Source organism: Hyphococcus sp., from assembly GCF_965228385.1.
Lineage (GTDB): Bacteria > Pseudomonadota > Alphaproteobacteria > Caulobacterales > Parvularculaceae > Hyphococcus.
This window is the reverse complement of record NZ_OZ245810.1, coordinates 710,266-729,982: the sequence shown is the minus strand read 5'-3', so window position 1 is coordinate 729,982 and position 19,717 is coordinate 710,266. Positions and strand designations below refer to the sequence as shown.

15 protein-coding genes and 1 tRNA gene are annotated in these 19,717 nt (G+C 57.1%); 9 read left to right on the top strand and 7 right to left on the bottom strand.

The window, feature by feature from the left end:
* Positions 1-69: 69 nt before the first annotated feature.
* Positions 70-1,347: an ergothioneine biosynthesis protein EgtB gene (egtB, locus tag ACQK2Q_RS03260; RefSeq protein ID WP_425408319.1), complete on the bottom strand. Its 1,278-nt coding sequence runs from the start codon at positions 1,345-1,347 to the stop codon at positions 70-72.
* A gap of 106 nt (positions 1,348-1,453) precedes the next feature.
* On the opposite strand from egtB, the gene ACQK2Q_RS03255 reads away from it, so the two are divergent.
* Positions 1,454-2,221, top strand: coding sequence for an NAD kinase (locus tag ACQK2Q_RS03255; protein ID WP_425408318.1), 768 nt, complete (start codon positions 1,454-1,456; stop codon positions 2,219-2,221).
* Between the two features lie 189 nt (positions 2,222-2,410).
* The gene (locus tag ACQK2Q_RS03250; RefSeq protein ID WP_425408317.1) at positions 2,411-4,417 is read left to right on the top strand and encodes an EAL domain-containing protein; all 2,007 of its coding nucleotides are present in this window, start codon (positions 2,411-2,413) and stop codon (positions 4,415-4,417) included.
* Positions 4,418-4,424: 7 nt separating this feature from the next.
* Here ACQK2Q_RS03250 and ACQK2Q_RS03245 read toward each other — a convergent pair whose 3' ends face one another.
* Positions 4,425-5,807, bottom strand: a complete 1,383-nt coding sequence (locus ACQK2Q_RS03245; RefSeq protein ID WP_425408316.1) for a carotenoid oxygenase family protein — start codon at positions 5,805-5,807, stop codon at positions 4,425-4,427.
* Positions 5,808-5,902: 95 nt separating this feature from the next.
* Between ACQK2Q_RS03245 and radA the strand changes: the two genes are divergently transcribed.
* The 6 genes from radA (at position 5,903) to ACQK2Q_RS03215 (ending at position 11,679) form a co-directional block, all read left to right on the top strand.
* A complete protein-coding gene (radA, locus tag ACQK2Q_RS03240) occupies positions 5,903-7,261 on the top strand; it encodes a DNA repair protein RadA (protein WP_425408315.1) in 1,359 nt (452 codons plus the stop codon).
* A 130-nt stretch (positions 7,262-7,391) separates the two neighbouring features.
* Positions 7,392-8,081: a CvpA family protein gene (locus ACQK2Q_RS03235; RefSeq protein WP_425408314.1), complete on the top strand. Its 690-nt coding sequence runs from the start codon at positions 7,392-7,394 to the stop codon at positions 8,079-8,081.
* 29 nt (positions 8,082-8,110) lie between these two features.
* The gene (gene purF / locus ACQK2Q_RS03230) at positions 8,111-9,646 is read left to right on the top strand and encodes an amidophosphoribosyltransferase (RefSeq protein ID WP_425411110.1); all 1,536 of its coding nucleotides are present in this window, start codon (positions 8,111-8,113) and stop codon (positions 9,644-9,646) included.
* Between the two features lie 72 nt (positions 9,647-9,718).
* Complete coding sequence (locus tag ACQK2Q_RS03225) at positions 9,719-9,988, top strand: MoaD/ThiS family protein (protein WP_425408313.1); 270 nt, start codon at positions 9,719-9,721, stop codon at positions 9,986-9,988.
* A 13-nt stretch (positions 9,989-10,001) separates the two neighbouring features.
* Entirely contained in the window at positions 10,002-11,084 is a 1,083-nt protein-coding gene (locus ACQK2Q_RS03220) for a WD40/YVTN/BNR-like repeat-containing protein (protein WP_425408312.1), read from the top strand.
* A 151-nt stretch (positions 11,085-11,235) separates the two neighbouring features.
* The gene (locus ACQK2Q_RS03215) at positions 11,236-11,679 is read left to right on the top strand and encodes a rhodanese-like domain-containing protein (RefSeq protein WP_425408311.1); all 444 of its coding nucleotides are present in this window, start codon (positions 11,236-11,238) and stop codon (positions 11,677-11,679) included.
* On the opposite strand, the gene ACQK2Q_RS03210 is transcribed toward ACQK2Q_RS03215, so the two are convergent.
* From ACQK2Q_RS03210 to ACQK2Q_RS03190, 5 genes are all read right to left on the bottom strand, one after another.
* On the bottom strand, positions 11,676-14,444 hold the full coding sequence (locus ACQK2Q_RS03210; RefSeq protein WP_425408310.1) for a valine--tRNA ligase: 2,769 nt from the start codon (positions 14,442-14,444) through the stop codon (positions 11,676-11,678). The genes ACQK2Q_RS03215 and ACQK2Q_RS03210 overlap by 4 nt on opposite strands.
* 88 nt (positions 14,445-14,532) lie before the next feature.
* Positions 14,533-16,596, bottom strand: coding sequence for a prolyl oligopeptidase family serine peptidase (locus ACQK2Q_RS03205; protein ID WP_425408309.1), 2,064 nt, complete (start codon positions 16,594-16,596; stop codon positions 14,533-14,535).
* Positions 16,597-16,656: 60 nt separating this feature from the next.
* Positions 16,657-17,190, bottom strand: a complete 534-nt coding sequence (locus ACQK2Q_RS03200) for a DUF2497 domain-containing protein (RefSeq protein WP_425408308.1) — start codon at positions 17,188-17,190, stop codon at positions 16,657-16,659.
* 116 nt (positions 17,191-17,306) lie between these two features.
* Positions 17,307-18,638 carry a TolC family outer membrane protein gene (locus tag ACQK2Q_RS03195; RefSeq protein WP_425408307.1) on the bottom strand — a complete coding sequence of 444 codons (1,332 nt, stop codon included), beginning with the start codon at positions 18,636-18,638 and terminating at the stop codon, positions 17,307-17,309.
* 121 nt (positions 18,639-18,759) lie between these two features.
* Positions 18,760-19,413 (bottom strand): protein-L-isoaspartate O-methyltransferase family protein, encoded by a 654-nt coding sequence (locus ACQK2Q_RS03190; RefSeq protein ID WP_425408306.1) that lies wholly within the window; start codon positions 19,411-19,413, stop codon positions 18,760-18,762.
* Between the two features lie 191 nt (positions 19,414-19,604).
* Between ACQK2Q_RS03190 and ACQK2Q_RS03185 the strand changes: the two genes are divergently transcribed.
* A tRNA-Cys gene (locus ACQK2Q_RS03185) sits at positions 19,605-19,678 on the top strand.
* The last annotated feature ends 39 nt before the right edge of the window (positions 19,679-19,717 follow it).

Sequence of the window (19,717 nt, the reverse complement as noted above, 5' to 3'; positions counted from 1 at the left end):
ATCCTCCGGTGTTTCTTGCCTACAGGATAAACGTCTGGGCGGCGAATTGCATCGGCGAAGCGCAGTTGGTTACGTGCAGTCCCTCGCGAGACGGAAACCGGAAAACTGCCATCTCGCGGACGGCGGAAAGAAATTCCGGTAGCTCACGCGCACATGCCCTGCGGGAGTTGCGCATGATCCGCCTTTTAACACCATCTGACCGGACATGAATTTGCCATTATATTCGCCGACTGCGCCGGCGGGCGGCGCGTAGCCGGGATAGGCGACATATGGAGACGCCGTCCATTCCCACACATCGCCAAAAAGCTGCAGCAGACGCGCGTCGCCGGCGGCCGGCGCCGGAGATTTCAACTTGCCGTTCTCAAGAAACCGTCCCTCCAGTGGAAAAAGCGACGCCGCCGCCTCCCACTCAAATTCTGTCGGCAGCCGCGCGCCCGCCCAACTGGCGTACGCATCCGCCTCATAAAAACTGATATGACAGACCGGCGCATCAGGGTTCACGGGCCGCTCTCCGAACAACGTATATTGCCGCCAGCCATCGTCAGCTTTTCGCCAGTATTGCGGCGCACGCCAGCCTTCCGCATTGACGGCGTCCCAAGCGTCGGAAAGCCAGTGTTTCGGCTCTTCATAACCGCCGTCTTCCATGAACTCCATGAATTCCGCATTGGTCACGGCTCTGTTGGCGAGTTCAAATGGATGAAGATATACCTTGTGGCGCGGCTCTTCGTTATCAAACGCAAATCCATCGCCGTTCCATCCGATATCGCAGACCCCGCCTTCCATTTGACGCCAGGCGAGCGCCGGCGCCGAATCTTTAACATCACCGGGCCATTCATAAACGGCTGGCAATAGCGGATTTTGATATAAGCCATGCTGCAAATCTGTGAGCAGCAGTTCCTGATGCTGTTGTTCGTGCGCACAGCCCATGATGAGCAACGGCGCAATTTTCTCCAGAATTTCACGATTGCCTGTGTCGGTCAGGTGAACCACCGCTTCGGTCACATGGCGCCGGTAGGCCATGACATTCTCAAGCGAGGGCCGGGAAAGCAGCCCCCGATCAGCGCGCGGGTGCCGGTCGCCGATCTGATTGTAATAGGAATTAAACAAATAGCTGAAGTCATCGTGATAGGGTCGGTACGCCGGCGCATGAGGCTTTAGTATGAATGTTTCGAAAAACCAGCTCGTATGGGCGAGATTCCATTTCGCAGGGCTCGCCTCCTCCATCGACTGGATCATACAATCTTCAGGGCTCAATGGCTGGACAAGCGTTTCGCTATCGCCCCTGACGCGGATAAAACAATCCCGTATAGTTACGGCTGCGTGAGCATCAGGTAGATCAAGAGGCATGGCGTCAATGAAACTTTTTGGTCATCGAGTACGGAACCGGAACATAACTCGAACCCATGGGCAAGAGTTAAGTTCCAATGATTCCGGGCGGGAACCGTTTCGTGATGTGTCCAGCGTGCGCCTCAGCGTATTCGCCAGCGAAAAGGCCACCGCAAAAGAGGCCGCAAACGACATCAAGAATAAATACGGCAATCATGAAATCGATGATTGCGATGTGATCGTCGCTGTCGGCGGCGATGGATTTATGCTTGATGTCCTGCGCTCGCACATGACCGCCGGCAAACCGATTTACGGCATCAACCGGGGCACCATCGGCTTCATGATGAACGATGCGTCAATTGACGGTCTTATCGAGCGTATTGGCGATACCGAAGCCACCATGATTCATCCCCTGGAAATGAAAGCGACGACGATTGAAGGCAAAACGGAAACCGCCATGGCCATCAACGAGGTTTCGCTGTTTCGCGAAACCCGGCAATCGGCGCGCGTACGCATCTCAGTCAACGGGAAAGTGCGCATGGATTCGCTGACATGCGACGGCGTCCTGCTCGCGACGCCGGCGGGCTCCACCGCATACAACCTCTCGGCGCATGGTCCGATCCTGCCGATCAGCGCGCAGATGCTGGCGCTGACCCCGATCAGCGCGTTTCGGCCGCGGCGGTGGCGCGGCGCCATACTTCCTCATGACGCCGTCGTTGTTTTCGAAGCGCTAGAAAGCGAGAAACGTCCCGTTTCCGCTGTCGCCGACAATCAGGAAGTCCGGGATGTTGTGAAAGTCGAAGTGCGCGAAAGCCGCGATATCGCCATGACCTTATTGTTCGATCGCGGCCAATCCCTTGACGAGCGAATTTTGCGTGAACAATTTGATTATTGACGCCGCCGTGATTCGGTTTGCAAAAAATCAGTACTAATGAACTGTTTACGCTGGCGCGTGAATCGCCGCATGGTGTCTTTAATTAGGACTCCCCGGTTCTGTTCAGCGAGAATTAACCCGCGCCACGGATGATGGACGGAATGTTAAACACGGGGGCGCGGCCGGATCGGCTGACGGAAGGGCTTTCGGATGGGCGCACAAGCGGTTCGACTTTCCAATGTCGATATAGATAATGCGTTGAAAAACAAGGACTTTGAGGTCCTTTTTCAACCAATTTTTGATTTGGGCAACGGCGCTTTAGCACGCGTTGAATCCTTCGTGCGCTGGCGGCATCCAAATCTGGGCTTGTTGCCGCCGGGCGCATTTATTTCATTTTTTGAAAGTCAGGGGCGCATGAGCGAGCTTACGCGCTACGTGCTCGCCAATGCGATCGCCTCTTACACGGGCTGGCGCGGACCCTTCCCTCCCGGGCTTTCCGTCAATCTGGCGCTCAGTGATCTCAGCGACGACGCGTTCGCATCGCATTTTGTGAAGCTGTTGCGCGATCATGAGTTTCCCGCTGACCTGATCACGCTGGAATGTCCGATGCCGCCCGTCGATATGCCGATGGAAAAAGCGTCGGAACATTTCAAACGTTTGTCCGAGACGGGCGCGCGTCTTGCGATTGAAGTGCGCGGCAGAGCCAATGATCTGTTGCGGTCGCTGGACCCCTTTCCGTTTGATGAGATCAAGACCGGCGGCTCGGCGATTTTGCGCTTTGCGCGCACCGTGCGGGGACCAGGGCTTTCCGCAATTGCCGATCTACTTGACGTCGCCAGCGAGGCTAACGCCGCCATCACCGCTGTAGGCGTCGAAGATCAGGCTTCGCTGGCAGCCCTGCGCGGGCTCGGCTTTACGGCGGCCCAGGGCAATCATTTAGGCAAGGTCGGCGACTTAAGGGATTTCCGGCCGCACCGGATCAACGAAGTGCGCGAATTGCTGGAGCTTGAGCCGTTAAGCGCTGAAAACATCGCTGCGCTGTTCCGCACCGAGGCGCCGTCTTTGCCGACGACGCAATCGCAATCAAAAGAAAATACGCCGGCGACGGCCCAGGACAATGAAGATGCGCTCATTGAACGGCTGAACGAGCGCGTGGCGCAGTTCGATCACGTTGAAGAACCAGACCCGGCAGAAGAGCCCAAAACCCAAGCTGATAATGTCGAAGCGGAAACAGAGGCCGACAAAAAAGCAAAAGCACGGGAAAAAGCAAAAGCCTTGATTCTGGCGAAACGCGCCAGAGCCCGCGCCGCCCGCAAGACTGCCGCAATCGAACGGGCCAAAGCCAAAGCAGCCGACAAGGCCGAAGACGTTCGCGATGAGCAATCGGCCCTTCCCGGCGCAAGCGCGCCCCGCGAATTGCAGGAACGTCTCAGCGCGGCGTTCAAGCCGGAAATTCACGCCAACCCCGCACAGGAGGTGGAAGACGCCGCACCTCAAGAGGATAATTCAACGGTGAAACCGGCCGAAAAGCGCGAAGGAACGCCTATTTTATTCTCAACGGATGAAATCGCCGGCCCGCAACGCACGGTTGCGGCGGAAACGAAAACACCAGCGCCAGGGGCGCCGCAGACAAAAATCGCCAGAAGCGACTATTCCGGCGGCATGTCAAAACCGGTGACGCTTTCAGTGGGCGCGAGTTCGGCTTATTTTCAACCGGGCATTCGCGTTGGGGCCCCGGCCCTTCCGGGAACGCCGGACGAAACAATAGCGCCCGCAGGGTTAAACATACCAACGGCGGCGCAAGAGACCGAACAAGAGCCAGCATTGACCGCAGACGCTGAACCACCTGAGGAAGATGACGAGACTGACCTGCCTCAGTCCGGCAACGCCCAGCTCAGCACAGTTGAGCGGGCGATGGCGTCGCTTGCGCCTGAAAATTCGCCTATTCAAAAATCATCGGCGGCGGACAACACGGAACATGACGCTGAACCGGAACATACGACAAATACGCTTATCGGCGATCTAAATGAATCGGACGCCGCGAACGCAACAGAAGAACCCCGCAAGCGTAAATCGTTCCTGAAACGCACTGTTGTTCCGTACCCAACGCATTTCTGGCCGAAAAGCTGGAAGCGTGCGTGGCGCCGGCGCAACGCCGCCAAAGCCGAACGTCCGGTGGAAGAATCGCAATCGAACGAGCAACTCGCCGCCGAATAACAGGCCGTTAAACGCCCTGAGCCCATACGCCGTGAAAGCCGAGCGGCGCGCGCTGGGGCAGCTTGATGCGCGCAACCGGTTCCGCTTTCATGTTGCGTGCGTCAATGACATGCGCTTCGGACTGACCATTCAGATCATGCGTGAAAGTAATAAGATAGCCGTCGTCTTCGCTGACTGAATTGAGGCGCGGGGCGAATGCCGGCTCAGACCCAAACACGCCGCCGGAAAAATCGTGCCGTTCGCTCGCGCCGGTTTCCAGATCATATTTCAGTATTCCGGAAAACCGCTGCTCAATGCAATCATCGAAAATAACGTGGTAGGAATATCTGGTTTTGCGCCCGGCGAAAGCGTTATTCACAACCGGAAATTCGGAAAGAGCATCGTCGATCTGCTCTTCGCGCCCCGCACCCGTTTTCATATTCATACGCCACATAAACGGTTGCGCACGCAAAGCGAGAACATCCGCCATGGCGGCGTAGGGCCCGTATTTGCTGTCCGGCTGAAAACCGTTTTCGACCATTTTACACGCGGCCATGACGACTTCGTCGCCTTCTTCCCAGCAATTGATGACGTGATAGATATAGCATGTCGGGAAGTCGAACCATTTGGGATCGCCGCCTTTTCGCGGCGCAACGCCAAATCGCGTGGGCTGATCCGCCACATGGATTTGCCACATCCGGTTGCGGATGGCGCTGTCTGAAAAAACCACCGGCAGGTCATGCAGGACAACATAGTTTTCCGTCATCCCCATATCGTGCGGCAGGCGCGGGCCCGGAAGCTGAATTTCCTGAAAGTGGGTGAGTTCGCCGGCGGCCGAGACCGTGCCGGTCCACATTTTCGGCTCGTATAAAGCATAATCGAAAAAGACGAGCTCACCTGTTTCGGGATCAACCTTGGAATGCGCCGAGATATTCCGCGGCAGCTTTCCTGAAAATGTCTCGGTGCGAATGGTTTCCAGCGTTTGCGCGTCCACCGCCACGGGCTGACCTGAAATATACCAGAGCGCCAGAAGCTTGCCGTTATGAAAGACAACATCCGTATTCGCCGTATCACGGTAACTGACTTTGCGGTCTGGCGCATCGCGGGACGGCTCGAAAATGCCGCCAAGAGGCGATGCGCCGTTTGCTGACAGGTCCTGTGTTTGCACATAACGGTTGCGATAGCGCGCCTTGCCGTTTTCGAACCATATCCCGTGCAGCATGCCATCGCCGTCAAACCAGTGATGCATACCGCGCGGCGGGGCTGCCGGGTTGGGCCCGTTCCTGAAATAAGCGCCATGAAGATCGCGCGGAATCTCGCCTGTCACAGGCAAGTCGTCCGCGCTCACTTCGTCTTTAATCGGCGCGTACAGGCCATTCAGGTAGGGGTTTTTTGAATTGATGTCGCTCATGCGCTGATCATAGCAGATTGAAGCGATGTGGCGATGAAACTCTACACTTGCGCCGCAGCGTCGAACGTACCAAACAATCTCAAGAGGAAACACTATTGGCCAAAAATAACGACACATATGTCTGCCAGTCCTGCGGCGCCATTTACGGTAAATGGGCCGGGCGCTGCGAGGCCTGCGGCGAATGGAACACGATTGAGCTAGAGGCGTCCGAGGCCGGTCCGCCTGGTTCCTTGAGCGCGGCGCCGGCAAAATCAAAAGCCAAAAAACTCGATTTCACCTCGCTCTCCGGCGCGTCCGAAGATATTCCGCGTCTGCTTACGGGCAACGCCGAGTTTGACCGTGCCTGCGGCGGCGGACTGGCGTCCGGCTCAGCGCTGCTGATCGGCGGCGATCCCGGCGTCGGCAAATCCACGCTGCTCCTGCAGATCGCTGCGGGACTGGCGCGCGGGGGCGCCAATGTCGCCTATATCTCCGGCGAGGAATCCGCCTCGCAAATCCGCCTGCGCGCCAAACGCCTTGAGGCGGAAACGGCGCCCGTCAATCTCGCCTCCGCCACAGCGCTGCGCGACATTCTGTCGACGCTGAAAAGCGAGAAGCCCGACGTTGTCATCATCGATTCCATTCAGACGCTATGGTCCGACGCCCTGCCCGCAGCGCCGGGCACGGTCACGCAGGTGCGCTCCTGCGCGCAGGAGCTTGTGCGCTTTGCAAAATCTTCCGGCGCCATTCTCCTGCTTGTCGGCCATGTCACGAAGGACGGGCAGATTGCAGGCCCGCGCGTCGTCGAGCACATGGTCGACGCCGTGATGTATTTCGAAAGCGAACAGGGACGCGATTTTCGCATTTTGCGTGCAGTGAAAAACCGCTTCGGCGCGGCCCATGAAATCGGCGTCTTTGAAATGTCCGGCGCCGGTCTGAAAGAAGTCGCCAATCCGTCGGAACTGTTTTTGACCAGCGTGGACCGCGATGTTTCCGGCGCAGCCGTGTTTGCCGGCATAGAAGGCACGCGCCCGGTGCTGGTGGAAATCCAGGCGCTGGTCTCTCCCTCGACGCTCGCCGCGCCGCGCCGCGCAGTGGTCGGATGGGACAGCGCGCGGCTTTCAATGCTGCTGGCGGTGCTCGACGCGCGCGCCGGGCTAGATTTCGGTCGGCATGATGTTTTTCTCAACGTTGCGGGCGGCCTTCGGATCGGCGAGCCGGCCGCGGATCTCGCAGCCGCCGCCGCGCTGTGTTCCTCGCTGTTCGATACGCCCCTTCCCCATGACAGGGTCGTGTTCGGTGAGGTGGCGCTGTCGGGCGCCGTTCGGCCCGTTAACCAGACGGAAGCGCGCCTGAAAGAAGCCCGCAAACTTGGCTTTTCCGGGGCGCTGGCGCCCGCTGGCGCAGCCAATGACGCCCTGAAAATATCCCAAGCCTCGACCCTTGCCGATCTTGTCGCCTGGGCGCGCGATTAAAGCGGCAAAACTGTTGAGATATCCTGCTATCAAGGCTAGGAAAGACCGGCGGGGAGAAGCGGCGACTCAGTCTAGGTTCGATTGGGTTGAATTGGCTGTGCGCGGGCGCATTGTTTAGGCAGGCTTTGTAATGTTTGATCTCCTGTTTATCGTGGTTGTCGGTCTTTCAACCGCGTTTGCAGTCTTGCGCGGCGGTTTGCGCGAACTTTCAACACTTTTAGCGTTAGCGATCGCGGGCGGTTTAACGCTTTTGCTGATCGAACCGATCCTCGCTGTCACCGGTCAGGACGGCAGCTTTTTTGGCACTGCTTTTATTGTAGCCGTTCTTGTCGCGGTGTTTTTTCTCGCGGCGCATATTGGCCTGCATCTCGGCCTGAAGCGCATCCCGCTGGAAGGTCGCGCCCGTCTCGCCGACAGGATTGGCGGCGGGGCTTTTGGTTTTTTTCGCGGTCTCGTGCTGATCGGCCTCGGCTATCTCGGATATACATATTATCTGGATGAAGCCAGTCAGCCAGATGGCGTCAGAACCGCCATGACCCAACCCATCGCCGCTGGCATGGCGAACTGGTTCGAAGGCTTCACGCCGGACGCCGCAGACCTTGACGCGCCCGTCAAACAGTCGCCGGAAGACGATGTGGACGCGGCGATCAGCGGATATGATCGCAGCGACCGCAACGGTCTGAATGAAATCGTCACAACGGTCACCACAACAGATCCGACAATTGCGGCGACGTCCCCGGAAGCGAGCGACGCATCCGGGATCGAAGAAGAAGAACTCGATCCGATCGCAGACATTATCCAAGAGGAAACGCCTCAGTGACCTTACCCGCAGAGGATCAGGACGCCGCCATGAGTTTCACCCAACGCGCCGCCAGATTTCTCAAAGCAGAAGGTCCGGGCTTTCGGGCTCACAAGGCGGCGCTGGAAGCCGTTGTCGGTCCGCCCAAGCTGATAGAGGAATGCGGCGTCTTCGGCGTGATCGGGACGAAGGATGCAGCGGCGCTGACGGCGCTGGGGCTGCACGCCCTACAGCACCGCGGCCAGGAAGCGGCGGGCATCGCCAGTTTTGACGGCAAGCATTTTCACAATGAGCGTTTTCTGGGTCTTGTCTCCGATAATTTCTCTGATGCGGCGACGCTCGGCGGCCTGAAAGGCGACTGCGCAATCGGCCATACGCGTTATTCAACGCAAGGAGAAACCGTGCTGCGCAATGTGCAGCCGCTTTACGCCGACCTGGACCAGACCGGCGTTGCTATCGCCCACAATGGTAATTTGACGAATTCGAAAACCCTGCGCGCAGACCTCGTTCGCCGCGGCTGTATTTTTCAATCGACATCGGATTCAGAAATTTTTCTGCAATTGACCGCCCGTTCACAATATCTGTCCGTTACGGACAAACTGATCGAAGCCCTGAAACAGATTGAAGGCGCCTACGCGCTTACGGTGTTAACGCCCGAAGGCCTGATCGGCGCCCGCGATCCTGTAGGCATTCGCCCGCTTGTGCTCGGTGATTTACAAGGCGCGCCGATACTCGCGTCTGAAACCTGCGCCCTCGATATCATCGGCGCCGAATTCGTTCGCGATATCAAGCCGGGCGAAGTGGTGGTCTGCAAGGCGGATGGAACAATTGAAAGCCGGCAGATTTTTCCCGCTCAGGCGCAGGCGCGCCCCTGTATTTTCGAGCTGATTTATTTTGCAAAACCAAACTCCATCGTAGACGGAGAAAGTGTTTACGAACTGCGCAAAAGACTTGGCGAGCGGCTCGCCAAGGAGGCGCCCTGCGAGGCCGATCTGGTGTCGCCCATTCCCGATTCCGGCGTACCCGCCGCCATCGGCTATGCGCAGAAAACCGGCCTGCCCTATGAAATGGCGCTGATCCGCAGCCATCATATCGGGCGCACATTCATCGAGCCGGAACAGAAAATCCGCGAAGCCGGCGTCAAGCGCAAGCATTCGCCGAACCGGGGGCTGATAGAGGGCAAGCGGGTTGTTCTCATCGACGATTCCATTGTGCGCGGTACGACCTCGCGCAAGATTACTGAAATGCTGCGGAATGCGGGCGCCCGGGAAGTGCATATGCGCGTCGCCTGCCCGCCAATTCTGCACCCGGACTTTTACGGCATCAACACGCCGTCTTATGAAGAACTGATCGCCGTGGATCATTCCATCGAGGACATTCGAAAAATGATCGGCGCGGACAGCCTGGCGTTTTTGTCGCTGGATGGCCTCTACAAGGCTTTCCGCAAGGGCAAGCGCGATCAATCGGCGCCGGCGTTTACAGATCACTGTTTCACCGGCGACTATCCGACAAAACTCACTGACCGCGACGCCGAGGCGCGCAACGCCATGGTGACGCAGCTTTCATTTCTGGCGGAGACGAGCTAACCGGCATATTGACTCCCTGCCGCGCCAGGTTCGAATATTGAGACGCTAGGCAATCGCAAGGAGGCGGCGGCTATGGCGCGTATCGAGTTCACCGATAATTTACAGAAACACCTGCCCTGCCCGCCTAGAAGAGCGCCGGGCGAAACCGTGCGCGCCGTGCTTGAATCGGTCTTTGAAGAAAACGCGCCATTGCAATCCTATCTGCTGGACGACCAGGGCCGTCTCAGAAAGCACGTCAACATTTTCATCAATGGCGACATGATCTCGGACCGGGCGCGCCTCAGCGATCCGGTGGCGGAGGAAGATCAGGTATTCGTCTTCCAGGCTCTTTCGGGGGGCTAAAGCGGAGGAAAACATGGCTGATGTTTTTTACGCGGCAACGCGCAAAGGTCTTTTTACATACCGGCGGGACGGCGACGGCTGGAAAACCGGGACGCCAGCCTTTCTCGGCGAACCGGTAAGCGCCGTACTGAAGGACCGCCGTGACGGCGCACTTTATGCGGCTCTCAATCTCGGCCATTTCGGCTGCAAGCTGCACCGGTCCGATGATGACGGCGCCGCCTGGAAAGAACTGGCCCCCCCCGCCTTTCCGAAAGAGGAAAACAACAATGACGAGGCGCCGTCCGTCGAGATGATCTGGACGCTTGAGGCGGGCGGCGCTAGCGAACCCGGCGTCCTCTGGGCGGGAACGATTCCCGGCGCGCTCTTCAAAAGCGCAAACAGGGGCGAAAGCTGGTCGCTCAACGAATCCCTCTGGCGCCGGCCGGAACGCGAGGGCTGGTTCGGCGGCGGTTTTGATAAGCCGGGCATCCATTCCGTTCTTGTCGATCCCCGAGATGCAAAAAAACTGACGCTCGGCATTTCCTGCGGCGGCGTCTGGAAGAGCGACGACGGCGGCGAGGAATGGCGGCTCACCGGCAAGGGCCTGCGGTCCGATTATACGCCGCCGGAACAGTCAGAAGAGCTGAATACGCAAGACCCGCACCGTCTCGCCATGTGCGCGAGCAACCCGGACACCATCTGGTGCCAGCATCACAATGGCGTATTCCTGTCTCGCGACGCAGGCGAGACTTTTTCCGAGATCAAGAATATTCCGCCTGCTGTATTCGGATTTGCTGTCTCCTCTCATCCAAACGATCCCGATACGGCGTGGCTTGTGCCAGGTGTAAAGGATGAATGCCGTGTGCCGGTTGATGCAAAACTGGTCGTCAACAAAACGACTGACGGCGCCGGTTCCTTCACCGCAAAAGATAGCGGATTACCGCGCGAGGACAGCTACGATCTCATTTACCGCCACGCCCTCGATGTGGATGAAACCGGCGAACGCCTCGTCATGGGGTCCACCACCGGCAATCTGTGGACGAGCGACGATGGCGGCGAGCGCTGGTCGCTGCAAAGCGCTTTTTTGCCGCCCATAGCAGCGGTGGCGTTTGGTTAAAAGCGCCGGCAAATTTCCGCCGCATTTTTCGCGCACCGTGACCGCTGCAACGATCGTTCGCGGGAGATAAGAAATGATAAAAAACACTTGCGCTGCGGCAGCAGCTTTTTTCCTCTTGCTAAGCGCAAGTCTCGCCAGTGAGCCCCGGCAAATGGAAAATAGCGCGGTAGATTATCAGGGGTTTTCAATGCTGGTTGAAGAATTGGCGCCCGTCAGATCGGAACGGCTTATTTCGCTCGATACATTTCTGCAATTTTCCCAGGAGAAAGATACAATCATTCTCGATGCGCGATCAGCAGACGCCTATGCGGCGGGACATATAGACGGCGCAATCAATCTTGCATTTGCTGATTTTACACAAGGCAAACTCGATAATTTGCTTGGCGATAAAAATCGCCGCATCCTGATTTATTGCAATAATAATTTTACGGACAATATTGAACCTGTGTTGAAAAAGCGGGTCGAGCTGGCGCTTAACATACCGACATTCATCAATCTTTACGGCTACGGATATGAAAACATTTACGAGTTGAATGAAACCATCTCGATTAACGACCCGCGCATCGCGTTTACAGCCGCCGATACCTCGCTTTAAAGACCTTTCAGCCGCGCCAGCGCACCTTCCAGCTTTTCAATCTGGGCTGCATAATCCGCGCGGCGGACGTGCTGTTCTTCAACGACGTCTTTCGGCGCGCGTTCGACAAAATTCTTGTTGGCGAGTTTCTTGTCGATGCCGGCGATTTCTTTTTCAATTTTCGCTTTTTCTTTTTCAAGACGGGATTTTTCCGCCGCGATATCGATAAAGTCAGCCACGGGAAGCGCAGCGACACCGCCCCCGTGCACAATCTGCACAGCGCCTTTCGGCGCGGCGTCATCAGTCGTAATTTCCGAAAGCCGGGCCAGCCGTTTCAGAACTTCATCATTTTCCTGAAGACGCTTTTTATCGTCCGCGTCCCCGCCCATAAAAACCAGCGGGATTTTCGCCGCCGCCGGCACGTTCATTTCCTGACGAACGGAGCGGACGCCCGTGATCAGATCCACCGTCCAGTTGACTTCGCTGGCCGCGCTTTCATTGACAAGGCTGGCGTCGTGGGCGGGCCAATCACTGGCGATGAGCGCATCCCTTTTTGAAAAGGCGCCCCATAACTCTTCCGTGACGAACGGCATGAAGGGGTGCAAAAGCGCCAGAATTCGGTCGAGCGCCCAAGCCGCAGCGGCCCGCGTTTCTTTTTTCGCCGCCTCATCGTCACTCAAAAGGGTCGGCTTGGCGAGTTCAAGATACCAGTCGCAGAAAACATTCCATGTGAATTTATAGATCGCGCCCGCAGCGTCGTTAAAACGGAACGCCTCGATCTCGCGCGTCACCGCGGCGGCGCACACATTCGCTTCATGAACGATCCACTGGTTGATAGTGGACGCCGCTTTCGCCGGATCGAAAGAAGCATCCGGCCTGCACTCGTTCATTTCGCAAAAGCGCGCGGCGTTCCAAAGCTTGGTTGAAAAATTGCGGTAGCCTTCAACGCGCTGTTCCGACAGGCGAATATTACGCCCCTGCGCCGCCTGCGCGGCGAGCGTAAAGCGCAGCGCATCGGCGCCGTATTTATCGATCAGGACAAGCGGGTCGATGACGTTGCCTTTCGACTTCGACATCTTCTGGCCCTTTTCGTCGAGGACCAGTGCGTGGATGTAGACATCCCTGAACGGCACTTCCTTCATGAAGTGAAGCCCGTCCATCATCATCCGCGCCACCCAGAAAAAAATGATGTCGTGCGCCGTCACCAGCGTGGATGTCGGGTAAAACTTTTTGAGTTCCGAAGTGTCATCTGGCCAACCCAGCGTTGAAAACGGCCACAAGGCGGATGAAAACCATGTATCAAGAACGTCAGGGTCTCGCCGCAACAGATGAATGGCTTCTCCCTTTTCGTCAGCGTCTTTCAGTATCTTGTTGGCTTCCTCGGTAGTAATTGTTCCGTCCGCCACATAATGCGCGATCGCATCTTTGTTGGCTTCCGCTTCGGATTCCGCCACAAAAATCGAGCCGTCGGGCCCATACCACGCCGGGATGCGGTGCCCCCACCAGAGCTGGCGGGAAACGCACCACGGCTCGATATTGCGCATCCACTGGAAATACGTCTTGGTCCAGTTTTCCGGAATAAATTTTGTGTCGCCGACTTCAACGGCCATGATGGCGGGCTTGGCGAGCTCTTCCGCATTCACATACCACTGATCCGTCAGCATCGGCTCAATGACAACATTCGAACGGTCGCCGAAAGGCTGCATGATCTTCTTGTCTTCAACCTGAATGAGCAGACCGCGCGCATCAATGTCTTCGACTACAGCTTTTCGCGCCTCGAACCGGTCCATCCCGCGATATTTTTCCGGCACATGTTTTTCATTCACCATGCGCGCTTTTGTATCGAACAGCACATACATCTGGATGTCGTTGCGTCTGGCCACCTGGTAGTCGTTAAAGTCGTGCGCGCCGGTGATCTTCACAGCGCCGGAGCCGAATGCCGGATCGGGATATTCGTCCGTGATGATCGGAATATAGCGTTCCGCCAGCGGCAACAGGCAGCGTTTGCCCACAATCGGCGCATAGCGTTTGTCTGACGGGTGCACCGCAACCGCGCCATCGCCGAGCATGGTTTCAGGCCGCGTCGTCGCGATGGAAATGTAATCGCGCGTTTCCCATTCCGTCGGATTGCCCTCTTCGTCATGAGCGACGGGAAACTCGTATGTCTCGCCATTTTCCAGCGGATATTTGAAATGCCAGAAATGGCCGTCGACTTCGATATTTTCCACTTCAAGGTCGGAGATCGCCGTTTCGAATTTCGGGTCCCAGTTCACGAGCCGCTTGTCGCGATAGATAAGGCCTTCCCGGCACAGTTGAACGAACACCTTGATGACGGCTTTGGAAAGTCCTTCATCCATGGTGAAGCGCTCGCGCGACCAGTCGCACGTGGCGCCGAGCCGCTTCAACTGATTAATGATCTGACCGCCGGATTCCTCTTTCCATTTCCAGACGCGCTCGACGAATTTCTCGCGGCCCATCTCCCGGCGCGACGGCTCCTGGTTTTCCATGAGCTGTCGCTCAACCACCATTTGCGTGGCGATGCCCGCATGGTCCGTGCCCGGCTGCCACAGCACCGACTTGCCGCGCATGCGTTCGAACCGGCACAAAATATCCTGCAACGTATTGTTCAGCGCATGACCCATATGCAGCGAGCCGGTGACATTCGGCGGCGGGATGACGATTGAATAGGCCTCGCCCTCGTCGGACGGTTTGAAGGCGCCGGATGTCTCCCAAGCGTCATAAATGCGCTTTTCGGCGGACTGAAAATCGAAATTCTTCTCAAGCATGGCGGCCTTGGTCGTTGACAGTGCTCTTGTTGCGGATGCGAAACGCCGGTTTATCCGGCGAACGCCAAATCCACAACCTGTTTCCATCCTAGCCGAGTTGCGGCGCAAGACCTGTATGCTCGGCCAGAAACGCCCACATATCGGCGTATTCTTCAATGATTTTGCCGGTCGGTTTGCCCGCGCCATGGCCCGCCCGGGTCTCCACCCGGATGAGATGCGGCGCATCGCCGATGTCAGCCGCCTGCAGGGCGGCGGCGTATTTAAAGCTGTGACCCGGCACCACACGGTCGTCAGTATCGGCCGTCGTCACCAGGATCGCCGGGTAATCCCGCCCGCTCTGGATATTATGGTAAGGCGAATAGGCGTGAAGATTGGCGAAATGCGTCTCCTCGTCAGGGTTTCCGTAATCGTCAATCCAGAACCGCCCCGCAGTGAATTGATGAAAACGCAACATATCCATAACACCCACGGCGGGGATCGCTGCGGCGAAGAGGTCAGGACGCTGATTGACCACTGCGCCCACAAGGAGGCCGCCGTTTGATCCGCCGAAAGCTGCGAGTTGCTCTTTCGACGTCACCCCCTCGCCGATCAGATATTCGCCGGCGGCGATGAAATCATCGAAGACATTCTGCTTGTTCAAGAGCCGCCCGGCATCATGCCACGCCTTGCCGTATTCGCCGCCGCCGCGCAGATTGACGGACGCATAAACGCCGCCCATCTCCATCCATTGCAACCGGGTGACGCTGAACGCCGGCGGCACAGAAACATTAAACCCGCCATAGCCGTAAAGCAGCGTGGGCGCCCCGCGCGATAGATCAATATCCTTGCGATGCGCGAGGAACATGGGGATCGAGGTTCCATCCCTTGTTGGGTAAAAAACCTGCCGCACGGTGTACAGCGCCGGATCGAAAGGCGCGTCCGGCCGCCTGAAGACTTCGCGCTCGCCGGTTGCAACATGCAAGCGGTATAAGGTCGGCGGCTGATTAAAACTTTCGAAACTGAAAAACGTTTCCGCGTCGCCGGGCTCCCCGGTAAAGCCCCCCGCCGCGCCAATACCAGGCAGCGCGACCTCGCCTATGGGCGCGCCGTCGAGAGCGTACATCCGCACGGCGGATTTTACGTCTTCCATATAGTGAATAAAAAGGCGGTTCCCGACGATATTCGCTGCGGCGATAGCGCTGTCTGTCTCCGCTACAACTTCGGCCCATTCCGAACCGGGATGACTCACCGGCGTTGAAACGATACGGCCTTTCTGGGCATTCTTGTCAGTCAAGAAATAATGACGCCCCTCAGCTGTGGCTATATACGAAATCGCCGTTTCGAACCCTTTCACGAGCGCAACGGGTTCTAAAGACGGCTTCGCAAGATCGATCAGAACGACTTCATACTTGTCGTCGGTTCCCTTCCACACGGTAATAACGAGGGTTTCGCCGTCGCTGGAAACCGTAGCGGCAAACCCGTGTTCGGGAAAATCGGGTCGCGCGTAAACCTTCCGGTCTTTCGATTGATCGTCGCCGATGTGATGAAAATAAACCGCCTGGTTGTGATTGATCGCCTGATGCGCTTCACCGTCTTCCGGTTGCGGATAACGCGAATAGAAAAAGCCCGAACCGTCCTTCGCCCAGGAAACGCCTGAAAATTTTACGCCATCGAGCGTGTCCGGAAGATTTTCGCCGCTGCCGGCATTGATGATCCTGATCGTCCGCCAGTCAGAACCGCTTTCCTGCACCTGATAGGCGACAAGTCCGCCGTCCGGCGCCGGCTTGTAATCAGCAAGCGCGGCGGCGCCGTCTTCCGACCAGCCGTTTGGATCCAGCAGCAGGCGCGGTTCATCCTCATTATCCTGTACAAACAGAGAAAACTGGTTTTGCAATCCGCTGTTATGGCCGAAAAAAATTCGCGATTGGCGTTTCACCGGCAGTGTGAATTTTTCATAATTCCAGAGTGTTTTCAGGCGCTGTTGAATGCCCGCGCGACATTCAAGCGTATTCAGATATTCCGACGTTATTTCGTTTTGTGCGGCTACCCATGCCGCAACGTCAGCATCTTCACGGATATCCGCTTCAAGCCAGCGAAATGGGTCCGCCACCTTAACGCCAAACATCTCATCGATCTGATCTATTGTTCTGGTTTCCGGATAGTTGTTTTTCATTTGCAACCTACAAAAAAGCCGGCTCGAAAGCCGGCTTCATTCGCATAAGGAAAAAACTGCCTATCGCCGGCGGCGAGCGACCCGTTGCACTTCCTCTTCGACTTTTTCTTCAACAATCGCCGGCAGGTTTGCATCCAGCCATTCCTTGACCATGGGGCGCAGCATTTCGGTGACAATGTCTTCGAGCGTTTTGCCCGGACCTTCGGATACGCGCACCGACTGTGACAGATTCCTGAAAGCCTGCGAGGCGACCTCGGCAGTGGTTTTGTCGAGAATCTCTTCTTCGCCCTCGTCTTGCATCGCGGCGGCCAATTCATGTTTCATCGAATCATCCCTCGCCGACGCAGTCTCCGGGGCCGGCTCCATTGCTTCAACAGGCTTTGGAGAGGTCAGCGGCATGGGCTCCTCAGTATGATCTTTGGGCTCTTCAAGCGGCTCTTCGTTTTGCATTTCGACCGGCGCGGGCGCAGGCTTTGGCGACGCGGCGGGAGGCACCGCCTCGGGCGCGCTTTGATCCTCCTCATCTTCCGAAATGATCTTTCGGATAGACGCGAGGATTTCTTCCATGCTCGGTTCAGGTTGAGCGTTTTCCATGTATCCAACGATCCCTAATATCGGGCGACAATAGCTCAGGACAGGCGGAAAATCACCGCTCCCAGTCTGTTTTCAGCCGCTTCGCCACACTTATCAAGGCTTTCCTTACCTGAATCTTAATGCTCATACAGTTTGAGGCGGTCTTCACCGCTCTCAACATCAATTCCAATGGCGTCAGGCGTTAGGACGCCTATCGCGGCCAGAAGCCCAAATGCGGCTGTCTGCGTGTCGCGCAGAGCGTTAATCAGAGTAACTTCCGCATTCAACAGTTCCTGCTCGGCGTTCAACACATCCAGTGTCGTTCGCGTTCCCACAAGCGCTTCCTGCCTTACGCCTTCCAGGGCCAAATTGTTTGCATCGACGGAGGCTTGAGCCGAGACCGCCACAGCACGGGCCGTCACAAGGCGCTCCCAGGCGGAAATGGTTTGCGCCTCGACAAGCCTCTCGGCTTCTACGAGACGGGCGCGGTCGCTTGTATGCAGCGCCTTGGCTTCTCGAATGCGCGAAAAATTGGCGCCGCCGAGAAATAAGGGAACGCTAGCCCTGGCGCCGAAACTGAATTCTTCGCTGTTATCCACAAAGAAACTGGGTTCTTCCGCATATTGATATCCAGCCGTCAGCGATACCGACGGCAAAATCGCGCCGCGCGCAATTTTGACTTGCCTTCGCGACACTTCCGCCTGCTCACGGGTGGCTACTAAAGTCGGCGCGTATTCAAACGCAATCGCCTGCGCAGCCTCAAGTGTTTCAGGCAATTCCGGCAGCGTCTCTACGGGCTCAAGATCACCGGGCGTTCTGCCAACCAGCTGCGCATAGGCCGCACGGGCGACCGCAAGCTCGCCTTGCGACGACGACAGGCGCGCACGCGATTCCGCCAATCGCGCATCGGCCTGGGCGACATCGGTTCTCGTGATTTCTCCAACTTCGAAACGCGCCGACGCCATATCCTGTTGACGGATCAGTACTGTGACGTTTTGTTTACGCAATTCGTACACGGCCATATTGCGCTGAACATTAAAATACGCGCTGGCGACATCGCTGAGCACCTGCTGTTCGGTGCCGACCAGCTGCGCGCCGCCGGCGCGTATGCGCGCGCCTGCCTGTTTGATCGCGTTGAAATTTCTAAAGCCTGTAAATACGGGCTGTTCCGCCGAAACGCCTGCGGTCAGCGTATCCAGCTTGCTTTCTGAAACCTGCGGCGTGCCCGAAAACGACGAACTCTGCATGGTGTCGACTTTTGAATATGCGCCGGATGCGGAAATCTGCGGCAGTGCGCCGGCCCAGGCTTGCGCCCTTGCTTCTTTCGTGGCGCGAAGCCGCGCCCGCTCTGCGCGAATGGTGGGATTTGTTTCATAAGCAAGCGCCAAGGCGTCTTTCAACGTCTCCGCCGATGATGACGCCGGCGCCGTAATAAAAGCGACAAGCGCCAGACACATTGAAACTCGCACGGAAAGCCCCTTGCCCATTCTCTCGCAACTTACGAAGACGCTTTGAAAGCGCTTATGCGCAATCTGAGCGTCAAATCACTTTGTTCAAGACGATTCCACAGCTTAGAGCGTGAAGATCCTGTTAAAAAACGAACGCTTTTTCCGTTCCGAAGCCATCGGGCACGGTCTTTGCGGAAGCATCGAACTTTTTCGTGCAGGAAAACACATCGCCGTTCCGCCGGAAGATAACGCCGCTTGAGACCCCGTTCTCGCGCAAAATCGCCGCCAGCCGGCCACCGTCCTTGAGCTGGTCCAGCAATGCGGCCGGCTTTTTTTCGATCGCCATATCAATGAAAATCAGGTCGTACGGGCCCTGACCAGCTTCACCTTTGTAACTATCACCGGCGATAACGGCGGCATTGTTAATATCGAGCGCGGTTAAATGTTCCTGCGCCGCCGCGCCAATCGCCTCATCACTTTCAACGGCGACCACCATTTCCACCAGACTGGCCAGAACGGCGGTGGAATAACCTGAGCCGCATACGGCGTTCAGCGTGAGATCATGCGGCTGAGGATCGGCGGCGGCGGCGAGCTTGCTGAAATCTCGCGGCGTAATCAAAGACCGGCCGGGAGCATAAGCAATCTCGCGCTCAACATAGGCCTGAGGCCTGAACTCCACAGGAAGGAATATCTCGCGAGGGATCGTTTCCATCGCAGATTGAATTCGCAAATCCGTTACGTCGTTCGGACGAACCTGACTATCCACCATGCGCTGGCGCGCTATCTTAAAATCCATCTGGATCTCTCAAAAATCGACTAAGTACGGGACCGGCATACAACTGGCCGGGTCGGTGCGCAACGCACTGGAACATGAGCCCCGCGCGGCAGTTCAGCGCCGGTTAATTTCGCCTTTGACCGCAGGATTTGCCCGCGCTATGAGGTCCGCTCCCTCCTGAACCGCCTGTATTTTTGTGCGGTTCAATTCCCGGCCACGTGGCGGAGTGGTGACGCAGCGGCCTGCAAAGCCGTGTACGCCGGTTCGATTCCGGCCGTGGCCTCCATACAACACCTTGAAATAGTTTCTTTTTTTTCAGAATTGA